The 22,379-nt window shown below is 58.9% G+C and carries 19 protein-coding genes and 1 pseudogene; 14 read left to right on the forward strand and 6 right to left on the reverse strand.

The annotated features are described in order from the left end of the window. The first annotated feature begins 26 nt into the window (after nucleotides 1–26). From aroK to U5K34_RS06380, 14 genes and pseudogenes are all read left to right on the forward strand, one after another. Nucleotides 27–539: a shikimate kinase AroK gene (gene aroK, locus U5K34_RS06310; RefSeq protein WP_322564424.1), complete on the forward strand. Its 513-nt coding sequence runs from the start codon at nucleotides 27–29 to the stop codon at nucleotides 537–539. 70 nt (nucleotides 540–609) lie between these two features. Then, the gene (gene aroB, locus U5K34_RS06315) at nucleotides 610–1,695 is read left to right on the forward strand and encodes a 3-dehydroquinate synthase (protein WP_322564425.1); all 1,086 of its coding nucleotides are present in this window, start codon (nucleotides 610–612) and stop codon (nucleotides 1,693–1,695) included. Nucleotides 1,696–1,711: 16 nt separating this feature from the next. Continuing rightward, nucleotides 1,712–2,863, forward strand: a complete 1,152-nt coding sequence (locus U5K34_RS06320) for a deoxyguanosinetriphosphate triphosphohydrolase (RefSeq protein WP_322564426.1) — start codon at nucleotides 1,712–1,714, stop codon at nucleotides 2,861–2,863. A 27-nt stretch (nucleotides 2,864–2,890) separates the two neighbouring features. Continuing rightward, nucleotides 2,891–3,148, forward strand: a complete 258-nt coding sequence (locus tag U5K34_RS06325; RefSeq protein WP_322567622.1) for a WGR domain-containing protein — start codon at nucleotides 2,891–2,893, stop codon at nucleotides 3,146–3,148. Next, nucleotides 3,141–5,237: an SPOR domain-containing protein gene (locus U5K34_RS06330; RefSeq protein WP_322564428.1), complete on the forward strand. Its 2,097-nt coding sequence runs from the start codon at nucleotides 3,141–3,143 to the stop codon at nucleotides 5,235–5,237. Before U5K34_RS06325 ends, U5K34_RS06330 begins: the two co-directional genes overlap by 8 nt. A gap of 182 nt (nucleotides 5,238–5,419) precedes the next feature. Beyond that, nucleotides 5,420–9,895, forward strand: coding sequence for a glutamate synthase large subunit (gene gltB, locus U5K34_RS06335; protein ID WP_322564429.1), 4,476 nt, complete (start codon nucleotides 5,420–5,422; stop codon nucleotides 9,893–9,895). Nucleotides 9,896–9,965: 70 nt separating this feature from the next. Next, nucleotides 9,966–11,372 carry a glutamate synthase subunit beta gene (locus U5K34_RS06340; RefSeq protein ID WP_322564430.1) on the forward strand — a complete coding sequence of 469 codons (1,407 nt, stop codon included), beginning with the start codon at nucleotides 9,966–9,968 and terminating at the stop codon, nucleotides 11,370–11,372. Between the two features lie 185 nt (nucleotides 11,373–11,557). Then, the gene (gene hemE, locus U5K34_RS06345; protein ID WP_322564431.1) at nucleotides 11,558–12,625 is read left to right on the forward strand and encodes a uroporphyrinogen decarboxylase; all 1,068 of its coding nucleotides are present in this window, start codon (nucleotides 11,558–11,560) and stop codon (nucleotides 12,623–12,625) included. Nucleotides 12,626–12,735: 110 nt separating this feature from the next. Further along, entirely contained in the window at nucleotides 12,736–13,545 is an 810-nt protein-coding gene (locus U5K34_RS06350) for a rhodanese-like domain-containing protein (protein WP_322564432.1), read from the forward strand. An 81-nt stretch (nucleotides 13,546–13,626) separates the two neighbouring features. After that, nucleotides 13,627–14,451 (forward strand): DUF2797 domain-containing protein, encoded by an 825-nt coding sequence (locus U5K34_RS06355; protein WP_322567623.1) that lies wholly within the window; start codon nucleotides 13,627–13,629, stop codon nucleotides 14,449–14,451. 19 nt (nucleotides 14,452–14,470) lie between these two features. Next, nucleotides 14,471–14,764, forward strand: coding sequence for a hypothetical protein (locus U5K34_RS06360; RefSeq protein WP_322567624.1), 294 nt, complete (start codon nucleotides 14,471–14,473; stop codon nucleotides 14,762–14,764). Between the two features lie 161 nt (nucleotides 14,765–14,925). After that, nucleotides 14,926–16,176 (forward strand): hypothetical protein, encoded by a 1,251-nt coding sequence (locus U5K34_RS06365; RefSeq protein ID WP_322564435.1) that lies wholly within the window; start codon nucleotides 14,926–14,928, stop codon nucleotides 16,174–16,176. A gap of 14 nt (nucleotides 16,177–16,190) precedes the next feature. Continuing rightward, nucleotides 16,191–17,104 (forward strand): annotated as a pseudogene (locus U5K34_RS06370) (metal ABC transporter substrate-binding protein). Next, a complete protein-coding gene (locus tag U5K34_RS06380; protein ID WP_322564437.1) occupies nucleotides 17,101–17,868 on the forward strand; it encodes a metal ABC transporter permease in 768 nt (255 codons plus the stop codon). The pseudogene U5K34_RS06370 and the gene U5K34_RS06380 overlap by 4 nt, the downstream one beginning before the upstream one ends. A 1-nt stretch (nucleotide 17,869) precedes the next feature. On the opposite strand, the gene U5K34_RS06385 is transcribed toward U5K34_RS06380, so the two are convergent. From U5K34_RS06385 to U5K34_RS06410, 6 genes are all read right to left on the reverse strand, one after another. After that, nucleotides 17,870–18,793 (reverse strand): PA2778 family cysteine peptidase, encoded by a 924-nt coding sequence (locus U5K34_RS06385; RefSeq protein ID WP_322564438.1) that lies wholly within the window; start codon nucleotides 18,791–18,793, stop codon nucleotides 17,870–17,872. Between the two features lie 56 nt (nucleotides 18,794–18,849). Further along, nucleotides 18,850–19,233 carry a PA2779 family protein gene (locus U5K34_RS06390; RefSeq protein ID WP_322564439.1) on the reverse strand — a complete coding sequence of 128 codons (384 nt, stop codon included), beginning with the start codon at nucleotides 19,231–19,233 and terminating at the stop codon, nucleotides 18,850–18,852. 89 nt (nucleotides 19,234–19,322) lie between these two features. Further along, entirely contained in the window at nucleotides 19,323–20,231 is a 909-nt protein-coding gene (gene xerC / locus U5K34_RS06395; RefSeq protein ID WP_322564440.1) for a tyrosine recombinase XerC, read from the reverse strand. Beyond that, nucleotides 20,228–20,941 carry a DUF484 family protein gene (locus U5K34_RS06400; RefSeq protein WP_322564441.1) on the reverse strand — a complete coding sequence of 238 codons (714 nt, stop codon included), beginning with the start codon at nucleotides 20,939–20,941 and terminating at the stop codon, nucleotides 20,228–20,230. The genes xerC and U5K34_RS06400 overlap by 4 nt, the downstream gene beginning before the upstream one ends. A gap of 9 nt (nucleotides 20,942–20,950) precedes the next feature. Next, complete coding sequence (gene dapF / locus U5K34_RS06405) at nucleotides 20,951–21,787, reverse strand: diaminopimelate epimerase (protein ID WP_322564442.1); 837 nt, start codon at nucleotides 21,785–21,787, stop codon at nucleotides 20,951–20,953. A gap of 166 nt (nucleotides 21,788–21,953) precedes the next feature. After that, a complete protein-coding gene (locus tag U5K34_RS06410) occupies nucleotides 21,954–22,370 on the reverse strand; it encodes a CoA-binding protein (protein WP_322564443.1) in 417 nt (138 codons plus the stop codon). Nucleotides 22,371–22,379 lie beyond the last annotated feature (9 nt).

The following is a 22,379-nucleotide window of genomic DNA, read 5'->3' on the forward strand; positions in this document are numbered from 1 at the left end:
GGCCGGATTGTTTTTTCTGCGGCCTCATGTCTTCAGTCAATAATATCTTTCTCGTCGGATTGATGGGGGCGGGTAAAACCACCATCGGCCGCCAGCTTGCTCAGGCCCTGGGCAAGGAATTCATGGACAGCGATCACGAAATCGAGGCACGCACCGGGGTGAATATCCCGTTGATCTTCGAGCTTGAAGGGGAAGCGGGATTTCGGGAGCGTGAATCGGCAGTGCTCGACGAGCTGACCGAACGTGACAATGTGGTGCTGGCCACCGGCGGGGGTGCGGTACTGCGCGAGGAAAACCGCCGCCACATGAAACAGCGTGGAATGGTGGTCTATCTGCAGGCTGATGTCGAGCAGTTGCTGGAGCGCACCCGCAAAGACAAGAATCGGCCGTTGTTGCAGACCGGGGATCCTGAAGGCCGGTTGACCTGTTTGTTGCAGGAGCGGGAACCGCTTTATCTCGAACTGGCGGATCTGGTAGTCAATACCGGCCAGGGCAATATCCGCAGCGTGGTCGATACAATTCTGGAAAAACTTGCCTGAGCCGTTGCTTCTCGCGCGCTGTGCCGACTATCCTGTATAATCTGACAGTTACCGGCGCAATGAAGGCAACATGATTACTCTCAACGTCGATCTGGGCGAACGCAGTTATCCGATATTCATCGGCCAGCAGTTGCTGGGCGATGCCGAGCGGGTCAGCCCCTGTATTGCCGGCACCCAGGTGATGATTGTTACCAATGAAACGATTGCGCCGTTGTATCTTGACAAGGCCCTGCAGGCGTTTACTGACTACGACCCCGGCCACGTTATCCTGCCTGACGGCGAGCAATACAAGAATCTGGAGATTCTAAACCGGATCTTTGATGAATTGCTGGTGCGCCATTTTGATCGCCACTGCACCCTGGTGGCCCTGGGTGGCGGCGTCATCGGGGATATGACCGGCTTCGCCGCCGCCTGTTACCAACGTGGCGTCGATTTTATCCAGATCCCCACCACCCTGCTGGCCCAGGTCGACTCCTCGGTAGGCGGCAAGACCGGCGTCAATCATCCTCAGGGCAAGAACATGATCGGGGCGTTTCATCAGCCGCGCTGTGTGATTATTGATACCGATACCCTGAAAACACTGGATGATCGCCAGTTGAGCGCCGGCCTGGCGGAGATCATCAAGTATGGCCTGATTCGAGACCCCGAATTCATCGAGTGGCTGGAGCAGAATATGGATAAACTGTTGGCGCGCGATCCCGAAGCCACCGCGTATGCCATCGAGACCTCCTGCCGCAGCAAGGCCGCCATCGTGGCTGCCGATGAAAAAGAAAGCGGCGTGCGGGCCCTGCTCAATCTCGGCCACACCTTCGGCCATGCCATTGAAACCGGGGCCGGTTACGGTCACTGGTTGCATGGCGAGGCGGTGGGTACCGGAATGCTGATGGCGGCGGATCTTTCCATGCGCCAGGGCTGGTTATCGGAGCAGGATGTGCTGCGGGTGGAAAACCTGCTTGACAAGGCGGAGCTGCCCACTCGCGCACCGCATAATATGACCTATGAGCGGTTTATGGAGCTGATGGCGGTGGACAAAAAGGTCCGTGCCGGCCAGGTTAATCTGGTGCTGTTAAAATCATTGGGCGAGGCGGTTGTTACGGCCGATTTCGATCCCGCCCTGCTGCGCGAGACCGTCGAGGCCCATCGCGCCACGGAATAAACAGACGGTAAATTCTATGCTAAGTCTTGCGCCCTATGCCGCGAACGAAAAGAACAGTCTGGGGCGACATATTCCCGAAGAAGCACCCAGTTACCGCAGCGAATTTCAGCGGGACCGGGACCGCATCGTTCACTCCGCCGCGTTTCGTCGCCTGGAATACAAGACCCAGGTGTTCGTCAATCACGAAGGGGACATGTTCCGTACCCGGCTGACCCACTCCATCGAAGTGGCGCAAATCAGCCGCTCTATCGCCCGGATTCTCAATATTAATGAAGATCTGAGTGAGACCATCGCCCTGGCGCATGACCTGGGACACACCCCGTTCGGCCATGCCGGCCAGGATGCCCTGAACGATTGTATGAAAGAGTATGGCGGGTTCGAACATAATCTGCAGTCGTTGCGTACGGTCGACAAACTGGAGCAGCGTTACGCGGACTTCGAGGGATTGAATCTGACTTTTGAGGCGCGCGAGGGTATTCTCAAACATTGTTCGCTCAGGCACGCCCGTGAACTGGGCGAGGTGGGGCGCCGCTTTATCGACAAGACTCAGCCTTCGCTGGAAGCCCAGGCGGTGAACCTGGCCGACGAGATTGCCTATAATAATCATGACGTGGATGACGGCCTGCGCTCGGGGCTGATTACCCTGGCGGAACTGGAAGAGATCGAGCTGTTTAATGATCAATACCGGGAAGTCAGGGAGCGCTATCGGGAGCTGACCGACCGACGGCTGATCCACGAGATTATTCGGCGTATGATCAACCGTCAGATCATCGATCTGGTAGAGACCAGTCAGGCGGCGATCGAAGTGCTGGCGCCACAGAAAATCGATGATGTCCGCCGGCACAGTCAGAGTCTGATCGGTTTCAGCGACGAGATGCGCGCCGCCAATATGGCGCTCAAACAATTTCTGCGCAGTCGGCTCTATTCCCATTACCGGGTGCATCGCATGACCTCGAAGGCGCAACGGATTATCGAGTCGCTGTTCAGCGCGTTCTTTCAGGACCCCAGGCTGTTGCAACCCAAACATCAGCAGAAGGTCTACACGATGGAAGAAAAAGAAGGCACCAATGGCCGCGCCCGCGCCGTTGCCGACTATATCGCCGGTATGACCGATCGCTATGCGATTGCCGAATACGGGCGCATTTTCGATCCGGCCGAATTAACCTGAACCGTGTAGTTGTGAGCGCGCCAGTTCATGCGTATCTATATGCAAATACCGGCCATGGAAGACAAGCCGCCAAGGTTCTACCAGCTCATGCTGCAAAAGGACCTGGTAGACGGCTGGAATCTGATTCGCAACTGGGGCGAGACCGGCAGCCGCGGACGGGTCAAGCAGGATCATTACAGTGATCTGGAACAGGCCCAGACAGCGCTGCTCAAGGTACGGGATATGCAGCTCGAGCGCGGTTACAAGGTGATGTTCATGCAGGGACAGGAACTGCCGCATGAGTAATTACGACGACATCCCGACGCTGCGACACGAGCCCGACTATCTGGCGGACTACGGTCTGCAGAGACCGCCTTTTTTTACCGAGCACGATGATCGCTTTATCTACCTGGACGACGAGCGCCGGCAATTACTCGATATGCTGCAGCATCTGACCCGTTACAGCCGGCTGATGCTGATCGTTGTCGGCGAACGGGGCATCGGCAAGACCAGCATCAGACAGCACTTTATCAACCAGGCGGATGAGCGTTACCTGATCAGTGACGTCGCGGCGCATCCGATGATGGATGCCAACGAGCTGCTCTCAGGTGTTGCCCGGGGCTTTGGTCTGCTCGATATTCCCGCCACCCCGGTGGAATTGCAGAACAACCTCTATCATTATCTGGCCGGTCTGCAGCAGCAGGATCGGACACCGGTGTTGCTGGTGGACGATGCCCATGAACTGCCCCGGGACGCTCTGGAGGCGCTGTTTTATCTTGCCGATGCCGAAGCCGGCGAGGGCAATCTGCTGCATCTGGTGCTGTTCTGCGAGCCGGCGATTGAGGTGATGCTTGAATCGTCCGCCATCCAGCCACTCAAGGAACGGGTGACCCACCACATGCGCCTGGCCCCTTTCGATGAGGCGCAGACCGCCGAGTATATTCGCCATCGTCTGGCCGTCGCCGGGCTGGACGGTGCCAGTCCCTTTACCCTCCGGGATATTCGCGCAATTTACCGGAGTGCCGACGGCATACCGGCCCGGATCAATGATGCCGCCTACCGCCTGCTCGTCGGGATAGAGATTGGGGAGGAGACGGATTTCGAGTTGGAGAGCGCACCGCTTGCAACGCGAAAGCGGGCATCGGGCCGCGGCTATCTTGCCGCCGGTGGTGCGATGGTGTTGCTTGTCGCCGCGATGCTCTGGTGGCCGGAGTCGGAAATCCAACCGTCGGTGGACTCGTCGCACTCGCCATCGATCAGCCAGGGCGAACCGGCCGCAATGTCGTCGTCGCAGGAGATCGTGGAACTGCGTCCCGAACGGCTGAGCGGTACGCCTTTTGAAGCGGCACGCGATCAGCACGTGCCCGACGATCGGGAACTGTCGGTGGAGCCGGTGGGCGAACCCGTGGCAGCATCGACTCCCGCACTGCACATCGAGGCGATCAAGCCCAATCCGGTACCGGCCAGTGATGAACTGCAGACAGTCAGTCTGCACGGCAAGGGCTTTGATGAGAGCACTCGTATTACGGTCGAATGGGGTAATCAGCGCAAAACGCTGGCTGCTTCCCGGGTTGCGCTGATCAACGACAAACAGCTCGATTTTCGTCTGCGCGTCGGGACCCGCGCGCAAACCTGGGAACTGCTGGTGCGCAACCCACAAAGCGATGAACGGGTCCGAACCCGTTTCACGGTAGAACCCGGGGCGGCGGCAGAGAATGATCCCGTACCGGCATCAGCCAAGGCAGCAGTCGCGGTGAAGGAAACCCTCGACATTGACTGGCTGCAGCGCCAGCCGGCCGATCACTACACGCTGCAGCTGCTGGCAACGCGACAACGTGACAATCTGCAGGCCTTCCTGCAACGCCATGACCTGGACACGCAAAGTGTGATTGTCGAAAGTCGCAAGAACAGTGAACCCTGGTATGCCGCGGTCTTTGGCAGTTATCCCGATACCGGGGTGGCCCGGGAGGCGGCCGCGGATCTGCCCGGTGACCTGGAGGCGCCGTGGATCCGGCGTATCGGGGACGTTCAGGCGAGCCTGGCGCACCCGGCCGACGAGCCGATTACCGACAAGCCGGTGCCCCACAGCGCCACCTTGCGGGCACATACCGCCTGGTTGTGGGATCAGGATCCGGACGCCTATACCCTGCAGCTGATTGCCGGTTCTAATGAGCCGGCGATCCAGGACTTTATCGATCACCATGCACTGCGCGGCGAAGCCGTGTTTTATCAGACCCGGCGCAAGGGCAACCCCTGGTTCGTGGTGGTACTGGGCCGGCATGCCGATCGCGCGGCGGCGCTGGCGGCACGTGAGGCATTGCCGGCGACGCTGCGCGAACAGGCGCCATGGCCGCGCGCCTTCGCCGATATTCATAGCGAACTCGCCGCACCCTGAGCCACCCGGGAATCCCGATAACCCTGTCGGTTCTCCTGTCATTTTGTCCTAAAACATCAAGCAAAACAGCTCCTTATGGAGCATTGCAGGGGCCTGTGGCCTGGCTGTATACTTCTGGGCCATTTTGCCCGCGATCTGCGGGTAAAAAGTCGAATCACGGTAAGAATTTAGTGGCGGTTCCAGTGACACAAAGCAAACTGACTCAACTTTCCAGCGGGCTCTACCAACCGAACTTTGAACGGGACAATTGCGGTTTCGGGCTGATTGCCCATATGGATGGCGAAGCCAGCCACTGGATCCTGGAGACCGCCATCGGCGCCCTGGCGCGGCTGACCCATCGTGGCGCGATCGCGGCCGACGGCAAGTCCGGCGACGGCTGCGGTCTGTTGTTGAAACAGCCAAAAAGTTTTTTCCAGGCTGTCGCCAAAGAGCAGGGTTTTACACTCAATGAGCGCTTTGCCGTGGGTATGGTGTTTCTCAACACCGACAGCCAGCTGGCCGAGGCGGCGCGCAATCAGCTGGTTCGTGAGCTGGAACAGGAAGGACTGGACGTCCTCGGCTGGCGTACGGTCCCGGTCAACCCCGATGCTTGTGGCAAGGAAGCGCTGCGCACTCTGCCGACGATCGAGCAGCTGTTCATCAATGCACCGGCGGCGATGGATGAAATCGAATTCGAACGACACCTGTATATAGCCCGTCGGCGCACCGAAAAGGCGATCGAGCCGCAGGACGATACCTTTTATATTCCCAGCCTCTCCTCGCGGGTGATCTCCTTCAAGGGACTGGTCATGCCCGCCTACCTGCCGGTGTTCTACGAGGATCTGAACGACTCGCGCATGGCCTCCGCTCTGGCCGTGTTCCATCAGCGTTTTTCGACCAACACCTGGCCCGAGTGGCGCCTGGCCCAGCCGTTCCGTTATCTGGCCCATAACGGTGAGATCAATACCGTGCAGGGTAACCGCAACTGGTCGGTGGCGCGCGGCCACAAGTTCCACAGCCCGCATATTCCGATGGCGGACGTGCGCCCGCTGGTCTCCCCGTCGGGTTCCGACTCCAACAGCCTGGATAATATGCTCGAGGCGTTACTGGCCGGGGGCATGGATATCTTCCGCGCCATGCGCCTGCTGATTCCACCGGCCTGGCAGAACGTGGAGACCATGGACGCGGATCTGCGCGCCTTTTATGAATACAACTCCATGCACATGGAGCCGTGGGACGGTCCGGCCGGCATCGTGCTGACCGACGGGCGCCACGCCGCCTGCAGCATGGATCGCAACGGTCTGCGTCCGGCACGCTGGGTGATAACCAGAGACCGGCATATCACCCTGGCCTCGGAAATCGGCGTTTACGACTACGCCCCCGAGGACGTAGTCGCCAAGGGCCGGCTCAAGCCGGGCCAGATGCTGGCGGTGGATACCGACAGCGGCAAACTGCTGCTGCCGGAGGACATTGATCAACGCTTGAAGAGCCGCCAGCCCTACAAGCAGTGGATGCGGGAGCATGCCCGGCGGCTCAAGTCTCTGCTGCAGGAAGAGAACAACGCCAGCCCGGTGGACGAATCCCTGGTGGATGTCTATCAGAAGATGTTCCAGGTCACCTTCGAGGAACGGGATCAGGTGATCCGCGTGCTCGGTGAAGTCGGTCAGGAGGCCGTCGGCTCCATGGGCGACGATACACCCTTCCCGGTCCTATCGCGCATGGTGCGCTCGCCCTACGACAACTTCCGCCAGCAGTTCGCCCAGGTGACCAATCCGGCGATCGATCCGATTCGTGAACAGATCGTCATGTCCCTGGAAACCTGTTTTGGCCCCGAGCGCAACATGTTCGACGAGACTGCGCAACATGCCGAGCGACTGCTGGTCGACTCGCCGGTGCTCTCGCACACCAAGTTCACCCAGCTGCTGGAGATGGGGCAAAGCGAGAAGAATTACGCCAATCAGCTCATCTCGCTGAATTATCCCGAGGACACGGAACTCGAGGCGGCAATCCGCGATATCTGCGAGCAGGCCGTTAATGCCGTCAAGCAGGGCAAGGTCGTGCTGGTTCTCAGCGATCGCGAGATCACTCGCGAGACCCGCCCGGTACACGCGCTGCTCGCCACGGGTGCCGTGCATCATCGGCTGGTGCAGGAAGGCCTGCGCTGTGATGCCAATATTGTTGTGGAAACCGGCACAGCCAGGGATCCTCATCATTTCGCCGTATTGATCGGCTATGGCGCCACGGCCGTCTATCCCTATCTGGCCTATGCCACTCTGCGGGACATGCAGCGCAGTGGCGAGATCACCGATCCCAGTGCCGCCAACCTGGATGCCAATTATCGCAAGGGCATTAACAAGGGGCTGTACAAGATCACCTCCAAGATGGGGATCTCCACCATCGCCAGTTATCGCGGTGCCCAGTTGTTCGAGTCGGTCGGCCTGCATCAGGAGGTGGTAGATCTTTGCTTTAACGGCACCACCAACCGGATTCAGGGAATCGGTTTCAGTGATCTGCAGGAGGATCAGCGCCTGTTGTGCAAACTGGCCTGGAACAAGCGCAAGCCGATCCAGCAGGGCGGCCTGCTCAAGTTTATTTGCGGCGGCGAGGATCACGCCTACAATCCGGATGTGATCGGCACCCTGCAGGAAGCGGTTAAAAGCAGCGACTTTGATAAATGGAAGGAATACACCGCACTGGTCAATCAACGCCAGCCGCTGACCCTGCGCGATCTGCTCCAGCTGCGCGAGACTGATCAGCGTGTTGCACTGGATGAAGTGGAACCGATGGAAGAGATCGCTACCCGCTTCGATTCGGCCGCCATGTCGCTGGGGGCGTTGTCGCCCGAGGCGCACGAAACCCTGGCCGAAGCGATGAACCGCCTCGGTGCTCGCTCCAACTCGGGCGAGGGGGGCGAGGATCCCAAGCGTTACGGAACCAACAAGCGCTCCAAGATCAAACAGGTCGCTTCCGGACGCTTCGGGGTAACGCCGGCCTATCTGCGTTCGGCGGAAGTCATGCAGATCAAGGTGGCCCAGGGTGCCAAGCCCGGCGAAGGCGGGCAGCTGCCCGGTCACAAGGTCAACGATCTCATCGCACGCTTGCGTTACTGCAAGCCGGGGGTCTCGCTGATCTCGCCGCCGCCGCATCATGATATCTATTCGATCGAGGACCTGGCCCAGCTGATTTTCGATCTCAAGCAGGTTAATCCCGACGGCCTGGTGTCGGTCAAACTGGTCTCCGAAGCCGGTGTCGGCACCGTGGCCGCCGGCGTGGCCAAGGCCTATGCCGATCTGATCACCATCTCCGGTTATGACGGCGGTACCGGGGCCTCGCCGCTGACCTCGGTCAAATATGCCGGCAGCCCGTGGGAGCTTGGCTTGAGTGAAACGCACCAGATCCTGCGCGCCAACGATCTGCGCGACAAGGTGCGCCTGCAGACTGATGGTGGCCTGAAGACCGGCCTGGATGTGATCAAGGCGGCGATCCTCGGCGCGGAAAGCTTCGGCTTCGGCACCGGGCCGATGGTCGCCATGGGTTGCAAGTACCTGCGTATCTGTCATCTGAACAATTGCGCCACCGGCGTGGCCACCCAGGACAAGGTGCTGCGCATGGATCACTATCGCGGCGAAGTGGAGTGGGTGATGAACTATTTCCGCTTCATCGCCGAGGAAGTGCGTGAGCTGCTGGCCGCACTGGGGCTGCGCAAGCTGACCGATGCGATTGGTCGCACCGATCTGCTCGAAGCCCTGGAAGGGGAAACCAGCAAGCAGCGCGGTCTGGATCTCTCCGCCCTGCTCAGTGATGCGGATGTGGCCAAAGACAAGCCGCAATGTTGCGTACGACCCAGGAATGAGCCGTTCGACAAGGCCGAGCTGGCCGAGCAGATGGTCACCGATTGCCTGCCGGCGATCGAAAACAAGACCGGCGGCGAGTTCAATTACGAAGTACGTAATACCCACCGTTCCATTGGCGCGCGCCTGTCGGGCGAGATTGCCGTACGCCACGGCGATCTGGGTATGGAGAACAAACCGATTATTTTACGTCTTAGCGGTACCGCCGGGCAGAGCTTCGGTGTCTGGAATGCCGGCGGTCTGCACATGTACCTGGAAGGCGATGCCAACGACTATGTGGGCAAGGGCATGGCCGGCGGCAAACTGGTCCTCTATCCGCCCAGGGGCAGCAGTTTTGCCAGCCATGAGACCACGATCATCGGCAACACCTGCCTGTACGGCGCGACCGGCGGCAAGCTCTACGCGGCCGGCACGGCCGGCGAACGCTTCGGCGTGCGTAACTCCGGCTGTCATGCGGTTGTCGAAGGCGTGGGCGATCACGGTTGTGAATACATGACCGGCGGGCATGTCACCGTACTGGGTCAGGCCGGACTCAACTTCGGTGCGGCCATGACCGGCGGGTTTGCCTATGTCTATGACGCGGACAACAGTTTTATCGATTGTGTCAGCCACGATGTCGACATTCATCGCATCGTACCCGAACACATGGAAGCCAACCGCAATCATCTACGCGAAGTGATTGAGGAGTTTGTCCGTGAAACTGGCAGTCAACGTGGCCAGATGTTACTGGACAACTTTGCCGATGAAGTGGGCCACTTCTGGCTGGTCAAACCGAAAGCGGCTTCACTGGAGTCCTTGATGGACGATCTGCAGCGCCGCGCTGCGTAATTCTTTAATTGATAGTATAAATCCGCAGCCGGGATTGTCCGGCTGCCTCAATGGGCAGTTAGAGCAAATCATGGGTAACACGTTTCAGTTTTTACAGGTCAAGCGCATCGATCCGGAAAAGAAACGGGTCAATATCCGGATCAAGGAATATCGCGAGATCTATGGTCAGTACGATGCCGAGTCGGCGGCACAGCAGGCAGACCGTTGTCTGGAGTGTGGCAATCCCTATTGCGAATGGAAATGCCCGGTCCATAACTATATTCCCAACTGGCTGAAGCTGATCGCCGAAGGTAATATCACCGAGGCCGCCGAGCTGTCCCATCGCACCAACTCCCTGCCCGAGATCTGCGGCCGGGTCTGCCCGCAGGATCGCCTCTGCGAGGGCGCCTGCACCCTGAACGACGGTTTCGGCGCGGTGACCATCGGCTCCATCGAAAAATACATCAGCGATACCGCCTTCGAACAGGGCTGGCGGCCCGACATGAGCGGTGTCGAGGCGACCGGCAAAAAGGTTGCCGTGATCGGTGCCGGCCCGGCCGGTCTGGGCTGCGCCGATGTGCTGGCGCGCAACGGGGTTGCTGTCACCGTCTATGATCGTTATCCGGAGATCGGCGGCCTGCTGACCTTCGGGATTCCCGAATTCAAGCTGGAAAAGGAAGTCGTCCACAAGCGCCGCGAGATATTCGAAGGCATGGGCATCGAATTCAGGCTCGGCGTGGAGATCGGCAAGGACATCGCCTTCAAGGCGATCGCGGATCAATATGACGCGGTGTTCCTGGGGATGGGGACCTACAAATACATGACCGCCGGGATCGCCGGTGAGGATCTGCACGGGGTTTACGCGGCGCTCGATTTTCTGATTTCGAATGTGAATCATTGTTATAACTACGAAAAAGATCCGAAAGATTACATCAGCATGCAGGGTCGCCACGTGGTGGTGCTGGGCGGGGGTGATACCGCCATGGATTGCAACCGGACCTCGATTCGCCAGGGTGCCGCCTCGGTGACCTGTGCCTATCGGCGCGATGAAGCCAACATGCCCGGTTCCAAACGGGAAGTGGGCAATGCCAAGGAAGAGGGCGTGAAGTTCATGTGGAACCGTCAGCCGGTGGAGATCGTCGGCAACGGCCAGGTGGAAGGCGTCAAGGTGGTGACCACGCAGCTGGGCGAACCCGACGAGCGCGGCCGTCGCCGTCCCGAACCGGTGGCCGGCTCCGAAGAGATCATCATGGCCGATGCGGTGATCATCGCCTTCGGTTTCCAGCCCAGCCCCGGTGACTGGTTCGAGGAATACCAGATCGCGATCGATGAACGCGGTCGGGTCAAGGCCCCGCAAAAACAGGAATACAAACACCAGACCGCCAATCCGAAGATCTTCGCCGGCGGCGACATGGTACGCGGCTCCGACCTGGTGGTCACCGCCGTCTACGAAGGCCGCGAAGCCGCCGAAGGCATCCTCGACTATCTTGAGGTGTGAATAATTAACGCAGAGGACGCTGAGTCGCAGAGGCGCGGAGAAAAAAATAATAAATTTCGTCCTGCGTTTCTGCGCGACTTTATCCTGCCTGCAACCGACAACAAGAAACAGAATTGATTCTCTCTGCGCCTCCGCGCCTCTGCGTGCTCCGCGTTTGAGTCGTCGATCATAAAAAGTGGACAAGAATGACTGAATTGAAAAATGATCGTTTGTTGAAGGCCCTGGCGCGTGAGCCGGTGGATGTGACGCCGGTGTGGATGATGCGCCAGGCCGGGCGTTATCTGCCCGAGTATCGCGCCACGCGTGAGAAGGCCGGCAGTTTTCTGGATCTGTGCAAGAACCCGGAGCTGGCCACCGAGGTAACGATGCAGCCGCTGGATCGCTTCGATCTGGATGCGGCGATTCTGTTTTCCGATATTCTGACCATTCCCGATGCCATGGACCTGGGCCTCTACTTTGCCGAGGGCGAAGGTCCCTGCTTTGAGCGGCCGCTGCGTTCGGCCGCGGCGATCGAGCAACTGCCGGTCCCCGATGTCGCCGACAGCCTCGGTTATGTGATGGACGCAGTGAGCACGATTCGTCGCGAGCTGGACGGCCGGATGCCGCTGATCGGTTTCTCCGGCAGTCCCTGGACCCTGGCCACCTACATGGTGGAGGGTGGCACCACCAAGGAGTTCGCCCTGGTCAAAGGGTTGCTCTACGAAAATCCCCGGGCGATGCACCAGTTGCTGGAGAAGCTGGCGCATACCGTGATCGACTACCTCAATGCCCAGATCGCCGCCGGCGCCCAGGCGGTGATGATCTTCGACACCTGGGGCGGGGTGCTGACCACGCGGGATTACAGTGAATTCTCCCTCCACTATATGCGCCGGATCATCGCCGGTCTGACCCGCGAGCACGAAGGTCGCAAGGTGCCGGTGATCATCTTCAGCAAAGGGGGCTGCCAGTGGCTGGAGGATCAGGCCGACATCGGTGCCGACGCGCTGGGACTGGACTGGACCATCGACATCGGCCTGGCCCGCCAGCGGGTAGGTCAGCAGGTTGCCCTGCAGGGGAATATGGATCCCTGCGTCCTCTACGCCTCCCCCGAGCGCATCCGCGCCGAAGTGGCCACTATCCTGGAGAGCTATGGGCCGGGCGAGGGACACATCTTCAATCTGGGACACGGCATTCACCAGCATGTGGACCCGGAACACGCCCGCGCCTTTATTGACGCCGTCCACGAATTGAGTGTCCCCTACCACGGCGGTTAAACACGCATTATAAATAGGTGAGCTGGTTCAAAAATAATTCAAGCAGAACAGCAGATGGTCGATATATTTTATTCAACCAGCCCCACAGCTTATGACTACAGAGGTGTCAAATGCGTGTACTTGTCGGTTTTTTGAGTCTGCTTCTGATCGCGGTCTCTTCGGCGCAGGCCAATGACGAATTCCCCGGTCGCAGTCTGTATCTGGATGTCCCGCATATCGAACTCGATGAACTGGCCAAACGCTATGACGAGGTGATTATCGTCGATGTCCGCTCCGGCTATGAATACGATACCCTGCATATCAAAAAGGCGATCAATATTTCACTCGGTGCCTCCGATTATGTCGATCGCATGCACCAGCTGCGTCAGGCAAATCCGGATAAGACCATTGTGACCTACTGTAACGGCAAGACCTGCATGAAGTCCTACAAGGCGGCGCGTAAAGCGTTGCAGCGCGGCGTTGAGAATGTAGTCTCATTCGATGCCGGGATCATGGACTGGGCACAAAACCAGCCGGAACGGTCGGTGCTGCTGGGTGAGTCGCCACTGGATCCGGCAAAACTGATCGCCAAGCCGGTGTTCAAACAACATTTGATAAAACCGGAGGAGTTTGTCGGTAATGCCAACCGGGATGGCAACATGATCGTCGATGCACGTGATCCGTTACAGCGCGCGGGTTATGCGCTGTTCATGGGCAAGGAACACCGGGCCTCCCTGGCGGATGAAAAGAAAATGGGCGAGTTGATCGCCAAAGCGGCCAGGACCGGTGAGACTATGTATATCTATGACGAAGCCGGCAAGCAGGTACGCTGGTTGATGTATCGTCTCGAACAGCGTGGTGTGAAGGACTACTACTTCATGGAGGGCGGCACCAACGCCTTCTACAAGAAATTGCGTGAGGAGTTCGCCAAAGGCGACTGAATCGATCAACACCGATTCGATTAATCCTGCAGTTTATACCCGGCGATGGGCGCCGGACGTAAACTGTGCGACAATCCGCTCATGGAAATTATCGGTAATATTCGCAAGCTCACCACGCACCTGTCTGATCCGGTCGATTACCAGCTACCCATCGGGGATCAACAGCTGGCAATGAGCCCCTTGTTTGGCCGGGCCATCCAATTGCAGTTCCTCGGCGAGATTCACTGTATCGAATGCGGTCGCAAGACCAGCAAAAGCTTCAACCAGGGCTATTGTTATCCCTGCTTCCGCTCCCTGGCCCAGTGCGACAGCTGCATCGTCAAGCCCGAGCAATGCCACTATTTCGAAGGGACCTGCCGCGAGCCGGAATGGGCCGCGCAGCACTGTCTGCGGGACCATTATGTCTATCTGGCCAATTCGTCGGGCATCAAGGTGGGGATTACCCGGGGCAGCCAGATCCCGACCCGCTGGATGGACCAGGGGGCTTCTCAGGCACTGCCGATCATGCGGGTTAAAAACCGCCTGATCTCCGGTCTGGCGGAAGTGATTCTCAAGCAACACGTGGCGGACAAGACCGCCTGGCAGCGAATGCTCAAGGGCGAACCCGAGTTCGTCGATCTGGCGACGCGCCGGGATGAGCTGTTCGAACAATGCCGTAATGAACTGAATCAGCTGGCGGCGCAACAAGGTGAGGATAGCCTGAGCCTGTTGACCGATGAGACCGTGGTGGACATCCGCTATCCGGTCACCGCTTATCCGCAGAAGATCACTTCCCTGAACTTCGACAAAACCCCACTCATTGAAGGTGTGCTACAGGGAATCAAGGGGCAATATCTGATTTTAAGCAGCGGCGTCTTGAACCTGCGCAAGTTTTCGGGTTATAAGCTGCAGCTGACCTCTCCATGAAGCGGACTTGATAACAGCAATGCACTCCTGGCGACAATTTCGATGGCATAACCTGACACGCGTGTTGTTACTGCTCGTGTTGCTGGGGCAGTCCGCGTTGCTGTTGCACGAGAGCGAACACGCCAGGGATTTCGCGGGTGAGAGCGAATGTCAGCTCTGTCTGCATGCCCAGCCAAATATGAATGCGGTACACTCCGCACCGGTTCTGAACGTCTGTTTCGAACGGCGCGGGATCCTTGCGCCGTCTGTTGAACAGCCGGTTTACTTCTCCCCTGTCTATGCCAATTCGTCCCGTGGCCCGCCGCGCGCCTGAACTCCCTCGATCATAAATTTAAATTGACAGTGTAATCCCCGAACGGGGCATTGCGTACAGGTGTGATCTTCCCGTCATGGCATGCCGTGTTTTTGCGCCATGCAAGACATGAGCGATCGTCATTGGTGTGATGTGACGGGACAATGAGTCAGGAGCTAACAATGTTCAGAACAAGCATACTTTCACTGAGTGTGGCAGGCGTCGCCAGCCTGCCGATCGTTGCACAAGCCCAGAGCATGGGAAAAATAGCCGGTAATGAGTTCAATCCCGCGATCAGTTTGATTCTGGATGGTCGCTATACCGATATCGATAACAGCGAGCTGGAACTGCCCGGCTTTCAACTCGGCGGCGAAGCCGGTCTGCCCGAGAAGGGCTTTGCCACGGGACACAACGAGCTGGTGCTCTCGGCCAATATCGATGACAAATTCTACGGTCAGATGACCGCGCCGATTGTCTACGAGGATGGTGAAACCACCGTTGAACTGGAAGAGGCCTTTATCGAAACCCTGGGACTGGGTCAGGGGGTCATGATAAGAGGCGGCAAGTTCTATTCGGGGATCGGCTATCTCAATGCCATCCACGACCATGCGCACGACTTTGCCGATCGACCGCTGGTCTATGATGCCATGCTGGGTGGGCATCTGAACGATACCGGGATGCAGGTACGCTGGGTCGCGCCGACCCCGTTTTATCTGAGCCTGGGCGCGGAGATCACCGCCGGCAGCGCATTTCCCGGCGGCGAGAACGCGGATAACAACAACGGGCGCAGCCTGTTTGTTAAAACCGGCGGGGATATGAGTGTCAGTTCCAGCTGGCAACTGGGCGCCAGTTACTACAGCTCGAAATTCGACAAGCGTGAAGCGGGCGGGCACGCTCATGGCGCAGGCACGGATGCGGCCGATAATGAATTGCTCAACGGTGAGGTCGATATCGCCGGGATTGATTTTGTCTACAAATGGGCGCCCAACGGCAACCCGAAGCAGACCAATTTCAAATTCCAGGCGGAATATTTTGTGCGCGACGAAAAGGGCGATTCGGACTTTGCCGAGTCTGACACTGAATTCGCAAGTGCTGACTATGTTGGTGAACAGCAGGGCTTCTATCTTCAAGGGGTGTATCAGTTCATGCCCGCCTGGCGCGTGGGGCTGCGTTATGACCGTCTCAAGGCCGATAACGCCATCACCAACTTTGCCGGTACGAACATTGATCTGGATGAATACCTCGAAGAGTCGGGCCTGGGAACCGAGGCGAAGGATCCCGAACGTGTCAGTGTCATGATCGATTATTCGCCCAGCCATTTCAGCCGCCTGCGCTTGCAGTACAGCGAACTGGATAACGGACACGAGAAAAACGACATGGTCATGCTGCAGTACATCATGAGCCTGGGTGCGCATGGCGCGCACAAGTACTGAAAAGGAGGAGGATGATGCGAAGCTTTAACAAACCAGTCTTCCTTGCATTATTCGCCCTCCTGTTCGCCACGGCCTCTCAGGCCGTGGCGAAAGTGGACGTGCTGGCCTGCGAACCGGAATGGGCGGCGCTGGCCGAGGCGATTGGTCAACAGCAGGTCAGTGTCGTTTCCGCGACAACCGCCTACCAGGATCCGCATCACATCGAGGCCCGGCCATCGCTGATTGCGCGAGCCCGTAATGCGGATATGGTGGTTTGCACCGGTGCGGAACTGGAGGTGGGCTGGCTGCCGCTGTTGCTGCGCCAGTCCGGTAACGGGCGGATTCAGCAGGGCAAGCCGGGGTATTTTATGGCGGCCGGGCAGGTGGATCTGATCGAAAAGCTCGAGCAAGTGGATCGCAGTATGGGCGATATCCATGCCGCCGGAAATCCGCATCTGCATCTGGATCCCTATCGATTGTTGCAAGTTGCCGGGCAACTTGCACGGCGACTGGAGAAGATCGATCCGTATAACGCCGCCGCGTATCAGGCCAATCTCGAGGCGTTTTCCGAACGCTGGCAGTCGGCCATTACTGCATGGGAGAAAAAAGCGCAACCGCTACACGGCAAGAAGGCGGTGGTGCAACACCGTACCTGGAGCTATCTGTTTGCCTGGTTAGGGATCGAGGCGGTCGCCGATCTGGAGCCGAAGCCCGGCTTGCCGCCGACCAGCGGACATCTGGCAAGTCTGCTGGAGAATATTCAACGCGACAGGCCCGACTTCATTATTCTTGCGGCCTACCAGAATGATCGGGGGCAAAATGGTTGTCGCGGCGAAGTCAGCTTGCGGTGATTACCCTGCCCTATACCGTCGGTGGCAGCGAGCAGGCCGGGGATCTGTTCAGTCTGTATGACGCCATGCTGAATCAGTTACTGGAGGCCAGCCAGTGAAATCTGATGATCTGATGTTGCAACTTGGCATCATCCTGCCGGCCTTGCTGGCCGGTATGTTGATCCTGAGTACCCATGTCCCGCTCGGCCGGGAAGTCCTGCAACGGGGCATCATCTTCCTGGATCTGGCCATTGCCCAGATGGCGGCGCTGGGACTGATCATCGCGCATTTTATCGGGCTGGAAGCGCACGGGGCATTGATCAATCAGCTGGTGGCGGTCAGCGCCGCCGTGGTTGGTGCCAGTTTGTTGTACCAGGTACGCCATGCCCCCGCTGCGATTCAGGAGGCCCTGATCGGCATCCTGTTCATGCTGGCGGCGACGGGCAGTATTCTGTTGCTGGCCAAGGATCCGCATGGTGGAGAGCGATTGCGTGAAGTACTGGTCGGACAGATCCTGTGGGTGGAATACAGCGACCTGATCGCCACCGCGATCATCTATGCCGTGATCCTGGCGCTCTGGTTCGGTTGGCGGGAGAGGCTTGGCAGCTACGGCTTTTATCCCGTTTTTGCCGTGACCATTACCCTCTCCACGCAACTGGTGGGTGTCTATCTGGTGTTTGCCAGTTTGATCATTCCGGCGCTGGCCTCTCTGCACTGGCGTCGACCGGGTCTGGCGGCCTACGCTATCGGTGTGACCGGGTATTTTGTGGGGCTGCTGTGCTCAGCATTATTTGATCTGCCTTCGGGGGCCATGATTGCCTGGGGACTGGGAATAGCCGGCGGGTTGTTTTATCTGCTGAGCCGAAAACAGCGGGCGCGATAATTTACTCCAGCTGTTGACGTTGAAGAATTTCCTCAAGCGTTTGTTGATACGTCCCGAGGTGTTCGCCGCCCAGTGCCACAGCGCGCCGGGCATGTTGTTCGGCCCGGGTTAATCGTCCTTGCTGCAAATAGAGGTGTGCCAGATTGTTATGCGCGGGCGCATAATCGGGTCGGGCATCGAGTAATTGGTGCAAGGTCGTCATCGTTGCGGCGGTTTGACCCTGTGCATACTGACTGTTAGCCAGCCCCATCAGCAGGCGCACATCCTCCGGCCACTGTTGCAACCCGGCGCGGTATCCCGCTGCCGCCGGCCCGTGTCGGTTCACCTGTTCCATGCTGGCGAGGGTGCGCAGATAACGCCAGTATTCCACCGTGGCCGGCAGTTGTCCCGGTTGAAGTGCCAGCATGGCCCAGCGATCGGCCCGCTGCCAGGTGCGTTCGAACTGGGCCAGGGTATTGAGACGTCGTTGATCGGTCCCCGAACGCAGGATGATCGTATCGGCATTGAGGTCATAACCGATCAGCACCGCATAATGCCAGCGGGGATACCAGTCCAGGGCCAGATTCTGGAATACCAGCACCGGATTGCCTGCCTCGACCTCGCGCAGCAGATCGTGCAGTTCGGGTTTCAGGACATAAGGGATCAGCCCCAGTTGGCGGGTATTGCTGAGCAGTTCTATCTGCAGACTGCCTTTTTTGCCGGGAATATAGAGTTTCGGGGTCAGTTCCTGCGGTGTGATATCGACAGCCTGCCAGTTGGCAAGCATGGCCAGTGAGGCGGGACCACACTGATAGGCTTCCTGGGGATGAAACGGGACGTCAGTCAGTTCCACCACCGGGTTGAGGTCGGCCGGAGCGGACTCGAGCAGGCGATCGCTTTGCGGTGTTCCGGCACAGCCGCCAGGCAGCAAACCCGTCAGGATCAAAAGAAAAACCCCCGCAAGGCGGGGGCCGGTGTAACAGACAGCCATTAAAACGGATCTCAGATATTGTAGACGTTGGTCAGGTTAAGCAGATCGGTAATCAACAGAACGACCAGCACAAAGGCGAGCAGTCCCAGCGCGCTTGCGCCGGCAGGCAGTTCCTCAAGCTGACCGGCCAACATCCGGATCTCCTGTTCGGTCATGGCATCAACTCGTTCGATCGCATCGGCCGGATCGACACCAAGCGCGACCAACTGGTCCCGGACTTCGTCCCGCTGGAGTACTTCTTTTACGTGCGCCCGTTCCTGCTGGAGGCTGTCGCCAGCGAGAATGTCATTGGTACCGAGCATGGCTGCGTAACCGGGTGCCGTGATCCCCAGTGACAGCATAGTGGTAAGAATGAACAGACTAAAGCCCTTACGAAATTTGCGGAGCAGATACATGGTCAGGGACTCCTGTTGTCCGATTAGTACATTCTCAAGCGTAGCCCAGATAAAGGCGAATAGACAGCGGTTATTCGTGAGGTGCGGATTCAGTCACGCCGCTTCTTGCGCGCCCGGGGATGGGCCTGATCATAGACCCTGGCAAGATGCTGGAAATCGAGATGGGTATAGATCTGGGTGGTGCTGATGTCCGAGTGGCCGAGCAGTTCCTGCACCGCGCGCAGATCGCCGCTCGATTCGAGCAGATGGCTGGCAAAGGAGTGACGCAGCATGTGGGGATGAACCGGGACATCGATACCCTGGCGCTGCGCCCATTCGCGCAGGCGTTTTTGAATATTGCGCCCGGAGATCCGCCGCCCCTGGCGACTGACAAACAAAGCCTGTTCATCTTGCAAGGGGATAGCCTGGCGGACGACGAGCCAGGCCTGCAACGCCGCCAATGCCTGCCGGCCAACGGGGACGATGCGGCTTTTGTTACCCTTGCCGTGCAGGCTCACCTGCGCCTCGGCCAGATCCAGCTGGGATCGATCCAGTTGCACCAGTTCGGCCAGGCGCAGCCCCGAGGAGTAAAACAGTTCCAGAATGGCGCGATCGCGGATGACCAGGGGATCCTTGCCCTGCAGATCCAGCAGCGCGGCGGTCTTGTCCACGTCCAGGGTGTGCGGCAGCTTGCGTTTGATCTTCGGCGCCTGGATGTCGCGGGCCGGGTTATGGTTGAGTCGGCCCGCGCGGATCAGAAAATCAAAAAACCCGCGCATGGCCGACAGGGCCCGCTGCAGGCTGCGGGCGCCCAGGCCGTTGCGATGGCGTTGTGCCACATATTGACGAACATGCTGGCTATCCAGTTGCGACCAGTCAGTCAGATCGTGCGCGGCACAAAACGCGGCGAGTTGTTGCAGATCGCGCTGGTAATTGCTGAGGGTGTGGGGAGAAACCTGGCGTTCGTTTTGCAGCTTGGCCAGATAATCCTGCACGGCTTGCTGTGCGCTGGTGTTCATGAGCCCAGATGGAGCTTCAGAATCCGGGTGAGCACGTGGCTCAGATGAGACAGGAACAGGGTCCCCATATTGGCGCGAAAGCGTTGTGGATCCTGGCTGCCGATGGCGAGCAGGCCGATACACTGTTTGCTGGATTCGCTTTCCACCAGCGGAATCAGCGCGGCGGAACGCACCACGTCGGCATAATCGTTAAACAGGGCATCGAGTTGGCCCGGTTTGAGGGGGCCGCAGACCGGTTTGCGGCCGTCGATCACTTTTTCAAAGGCACCGAGTGCCGGTTCGCTCCAGTCCATGATATCGGGATGGGCCTTGAGGATCGGCGCACCGGAGTTGAACAGGCGAATCACTACCGCGTCGGCCTCGAAGTCGGACTTGAGGCGCTCCTGGATCAGGCCCAGCAGGCTGTCGAAGTCATCGGTATCCAGCAGATCCAGAATCAGCTTGTTCAGCCGGGTACTGAGATCCTCGTTTTGCCGGGCGTAATCGGTCAGTTCCTGGAGGCGTTGCTTGAGCTGCTGCTTTTGATCGCGCAGCACCGAGACCTGGCGCTCGATCAGGGAGACGGCACCCTGCGGCTGATGCGGCAGCACCATGTCCGCCAGCAGGTCCAGATGGCGCTCGAAAAAATCGGGATTGTCGCGCAGGTAGCGCACCACCTCGCGCTCGAACTCCTTGTCCACGGCAAGCGGGTTTTCCTGGCGATTGCTCATAACGTGATATTACCCCTGAACCTGGATGTTGCCTTCAAACACCGTTGTTGCCGGGCCGGTCATCAGTACGGGTGCATTCCCTCCCTGCCACTGGATATGCAGGGCCCCGCCGGGCAGGGCGACCTCAACCATATCACCAAGTCGGCCCTGTTGGCGACCCACAACCACCGCCGCGCAGGCGCCGCTGCCGCAGGCCAGGGTCTCGCCGGCGCCGCGCTCGTAGACCCGCAGGCGGATATGGCCGGCATCGAGTATCTGCATAAACCCGGCATTCACCCGCCGGGGAAAACGGGGGTGGGACTCGATTTTCGGGCCCAGTTGCCTGACCGGGGCGGTGTCAATATTGTCTACTTCAAGCACCGCATGCGGATTGCCCAGCGCAACGACACCAATACTGAGGGTTTGATCCCCCACCTGCAGATCGTAGCGATCGGCGGGGGCTTGTGCCTCAAACGGCACATCCGCCGGCGCAAAGTGTGGCACGCCCATATTCACGGTCACCTGCCCGTCGGGCTCGATCTGCAGGGTCATGCGCCCGGCGGCGGTAGCCACCTCGATGGTGTCGCGATCGATCAGGCCCTTGTCGCGCACGAAGCGGGCAAAGCAGCGCGCGCCGTTGCCACACTGTTCCACCTCGCCGCCGTCGGCGTTGAATATCCGGTAGGTAAAATCGACGTCCGCCTCGCGCGGCGGCTCCACCAGCAACAGCTGATCACAGCCGATGCCGAAGCGGCGATCCGCCAGCTGGCGGATCTGCTCGCGACTCAGATCAACCACCTGATTTATGGCATCGAAGACTACGAAGTCATTGCCCAGGCCGTGCATTTTGGTAAACCGTAAGGGCATGTCACTTTTCCAGAATAAAAAATTAACGCAGAGTTCGCGGAGACGCAGAGGCGCAGAGTTTTATATTTAAAACCTCTGGAGAGACCACTTTGTCTTCAGCCGAGTCTGCCTGGTAGCCTGCTTAACGAACGATAGTGTAACCAAACCGGTGGCGTTTGACTGCGCTTTAACGCATCAGATTCATATAGTCGCGGTAGATGCAGCGGTCCATGATCACAGTGAGGCCGGCGTCGCGGGCGCGTTGGGCTTCGGTTTCGTTGATCACGCCGTCCTGCAGCCAGATGGCCGGCAGTTTGAGTTCGATGCAGGCGTCGATGATCGGCGCGATCTGGTCCGGGGCGCGGAACACGTCGACCAGATCGATGGGGCCGGGGGCGTCGGCGAGGTTTGCGTAGGCTGTCTCGCCGAGGACGTCGTCCACCGCCGGGCGGACCGGAATAATGTGGTAGCCGAACTGTTGCAGCGCGCTGGCCACCTGGTGACTGGGCCGGTTTGGTTTGGGAGAAAGACCGACCACCGCAATGTGCCGGATCGTGCCGAGCAGGGCACGGATTTCCTCAAGGCTGGGGTTGGTGAAGGCCATAGTGATAAG

It is taken from the genome of Thiohalophilus sp. (assembly GCF_034521165.1).
Classification (GTDB): Bacteria; Pseudomonadota; Gammaproteobacteria; order UBA6429; family Thiohalophilaceae; genus Thiohalophilus.

Coding starts and splice junctions, on each gene's coding strand:
- aroK (WP_322564424.1), top strand. CDS start 27: ATGTCTTCAGTCAATAATATCTTTCTCGTCGGATTGATGGGGGCGGGT.
- aroB (WP_322564425.1), top strand. CDS start 610: ATGATTACTCTCAACGTCGATCTGGGCGAACGCAGTTATCCGATATTC.
- U5K34_RS06320 (WP_322564426.1), top strand. CDS start 1,712: ATGCTAAGTCTTGCGCCCTATGCCGCGAACGAAAAGAACAGTCTGGGG.
- U5K34_RS06325 (WP_322567622.1), top strand. CDS start 2,891: ATGCGTATCTATATGCAAATACCGGCCATGGAAGACAAGCCGCCAAGG.
- U5K34_RS06330 (WP_322564428.1), top strand. CDS start 3,141: ATGAGTAATTACGACGACATCCCGACGCTGCGACACGAGCCCGACTAT.
- U5K34_RS06340 (WP_322564430.1), top strand. CDS start 9,966: ATGGGTAACACGTTTCAGTTTTTACAGGTCAAGCGCATCGATCCGGAA.
- hemE (WP_322564431.1), top strand. CDS start 11,558: ATGACTGAATTGAAAAATGATCGTTTGTTGAAGGCCCTGGCGCGTGAG.
- U5K34_RS06350 (WP_322564432.1), top strand. CDS start 12,736: ATGCGTGTACTTGTCGGTTTTTTGAGTCTGCTTCTGATCGCGGTCTCT.
- U5K34_RS06355 (WP_322567623.1), top strand. CDS start 13,627: ATGGAAATTATCGGTAATATTCGCAAGCTCACCACGCACCTGTCTGAT.
- U5K34_RS06360 (WP_322567624.1), top strand. CDS start 14,471: ATGCACTCCTGGCGACAATTTCGATGGCATAACCTGACACGCGTGTTG.
- U5K34_RS06365 (WP_322564435.1), top strand. CDS start 14,926: ATGTTCAGAACAAGCATACTTTCACTGAGTGTGGCAGGCGTCGCCAGC.
- U5K34_RS06390 (WP_322564439.1), bottom strand. CDS start 19,233: ATGTATCTGCTCCGCAAATTTCGTAAGGGCTTTAGTCTGTTCATTCTT.
- xerC (WP_322564440.1), bottom strand. CDS start 20,231: ATGAACACCAGCGCACAGCAAGCCGTGCAGGATTATCTGGCCAAGCTG.
- U5K34_RS06400 (WP_322564441.1), bottom strand. CDS start 20,941: ATGAGCAATCGCCAGGAAAACCCGCTTGCCGTGGACAAGGAGTTCGAG.
- dapF (WP_322564442.1), bottom strand. CDS start 21,787: ATGCCCTTACGGTTTACCAAAATGCACGGCCTGGGCAATGACTTCGTA.
- U5K34_RS06410 (WP_322564443.1), bottom strand. CDS start 22,370: ATGGCCTTCACCAACCCCAGCCTTGAGGAAATCCGTGCCCTGCTCGGC.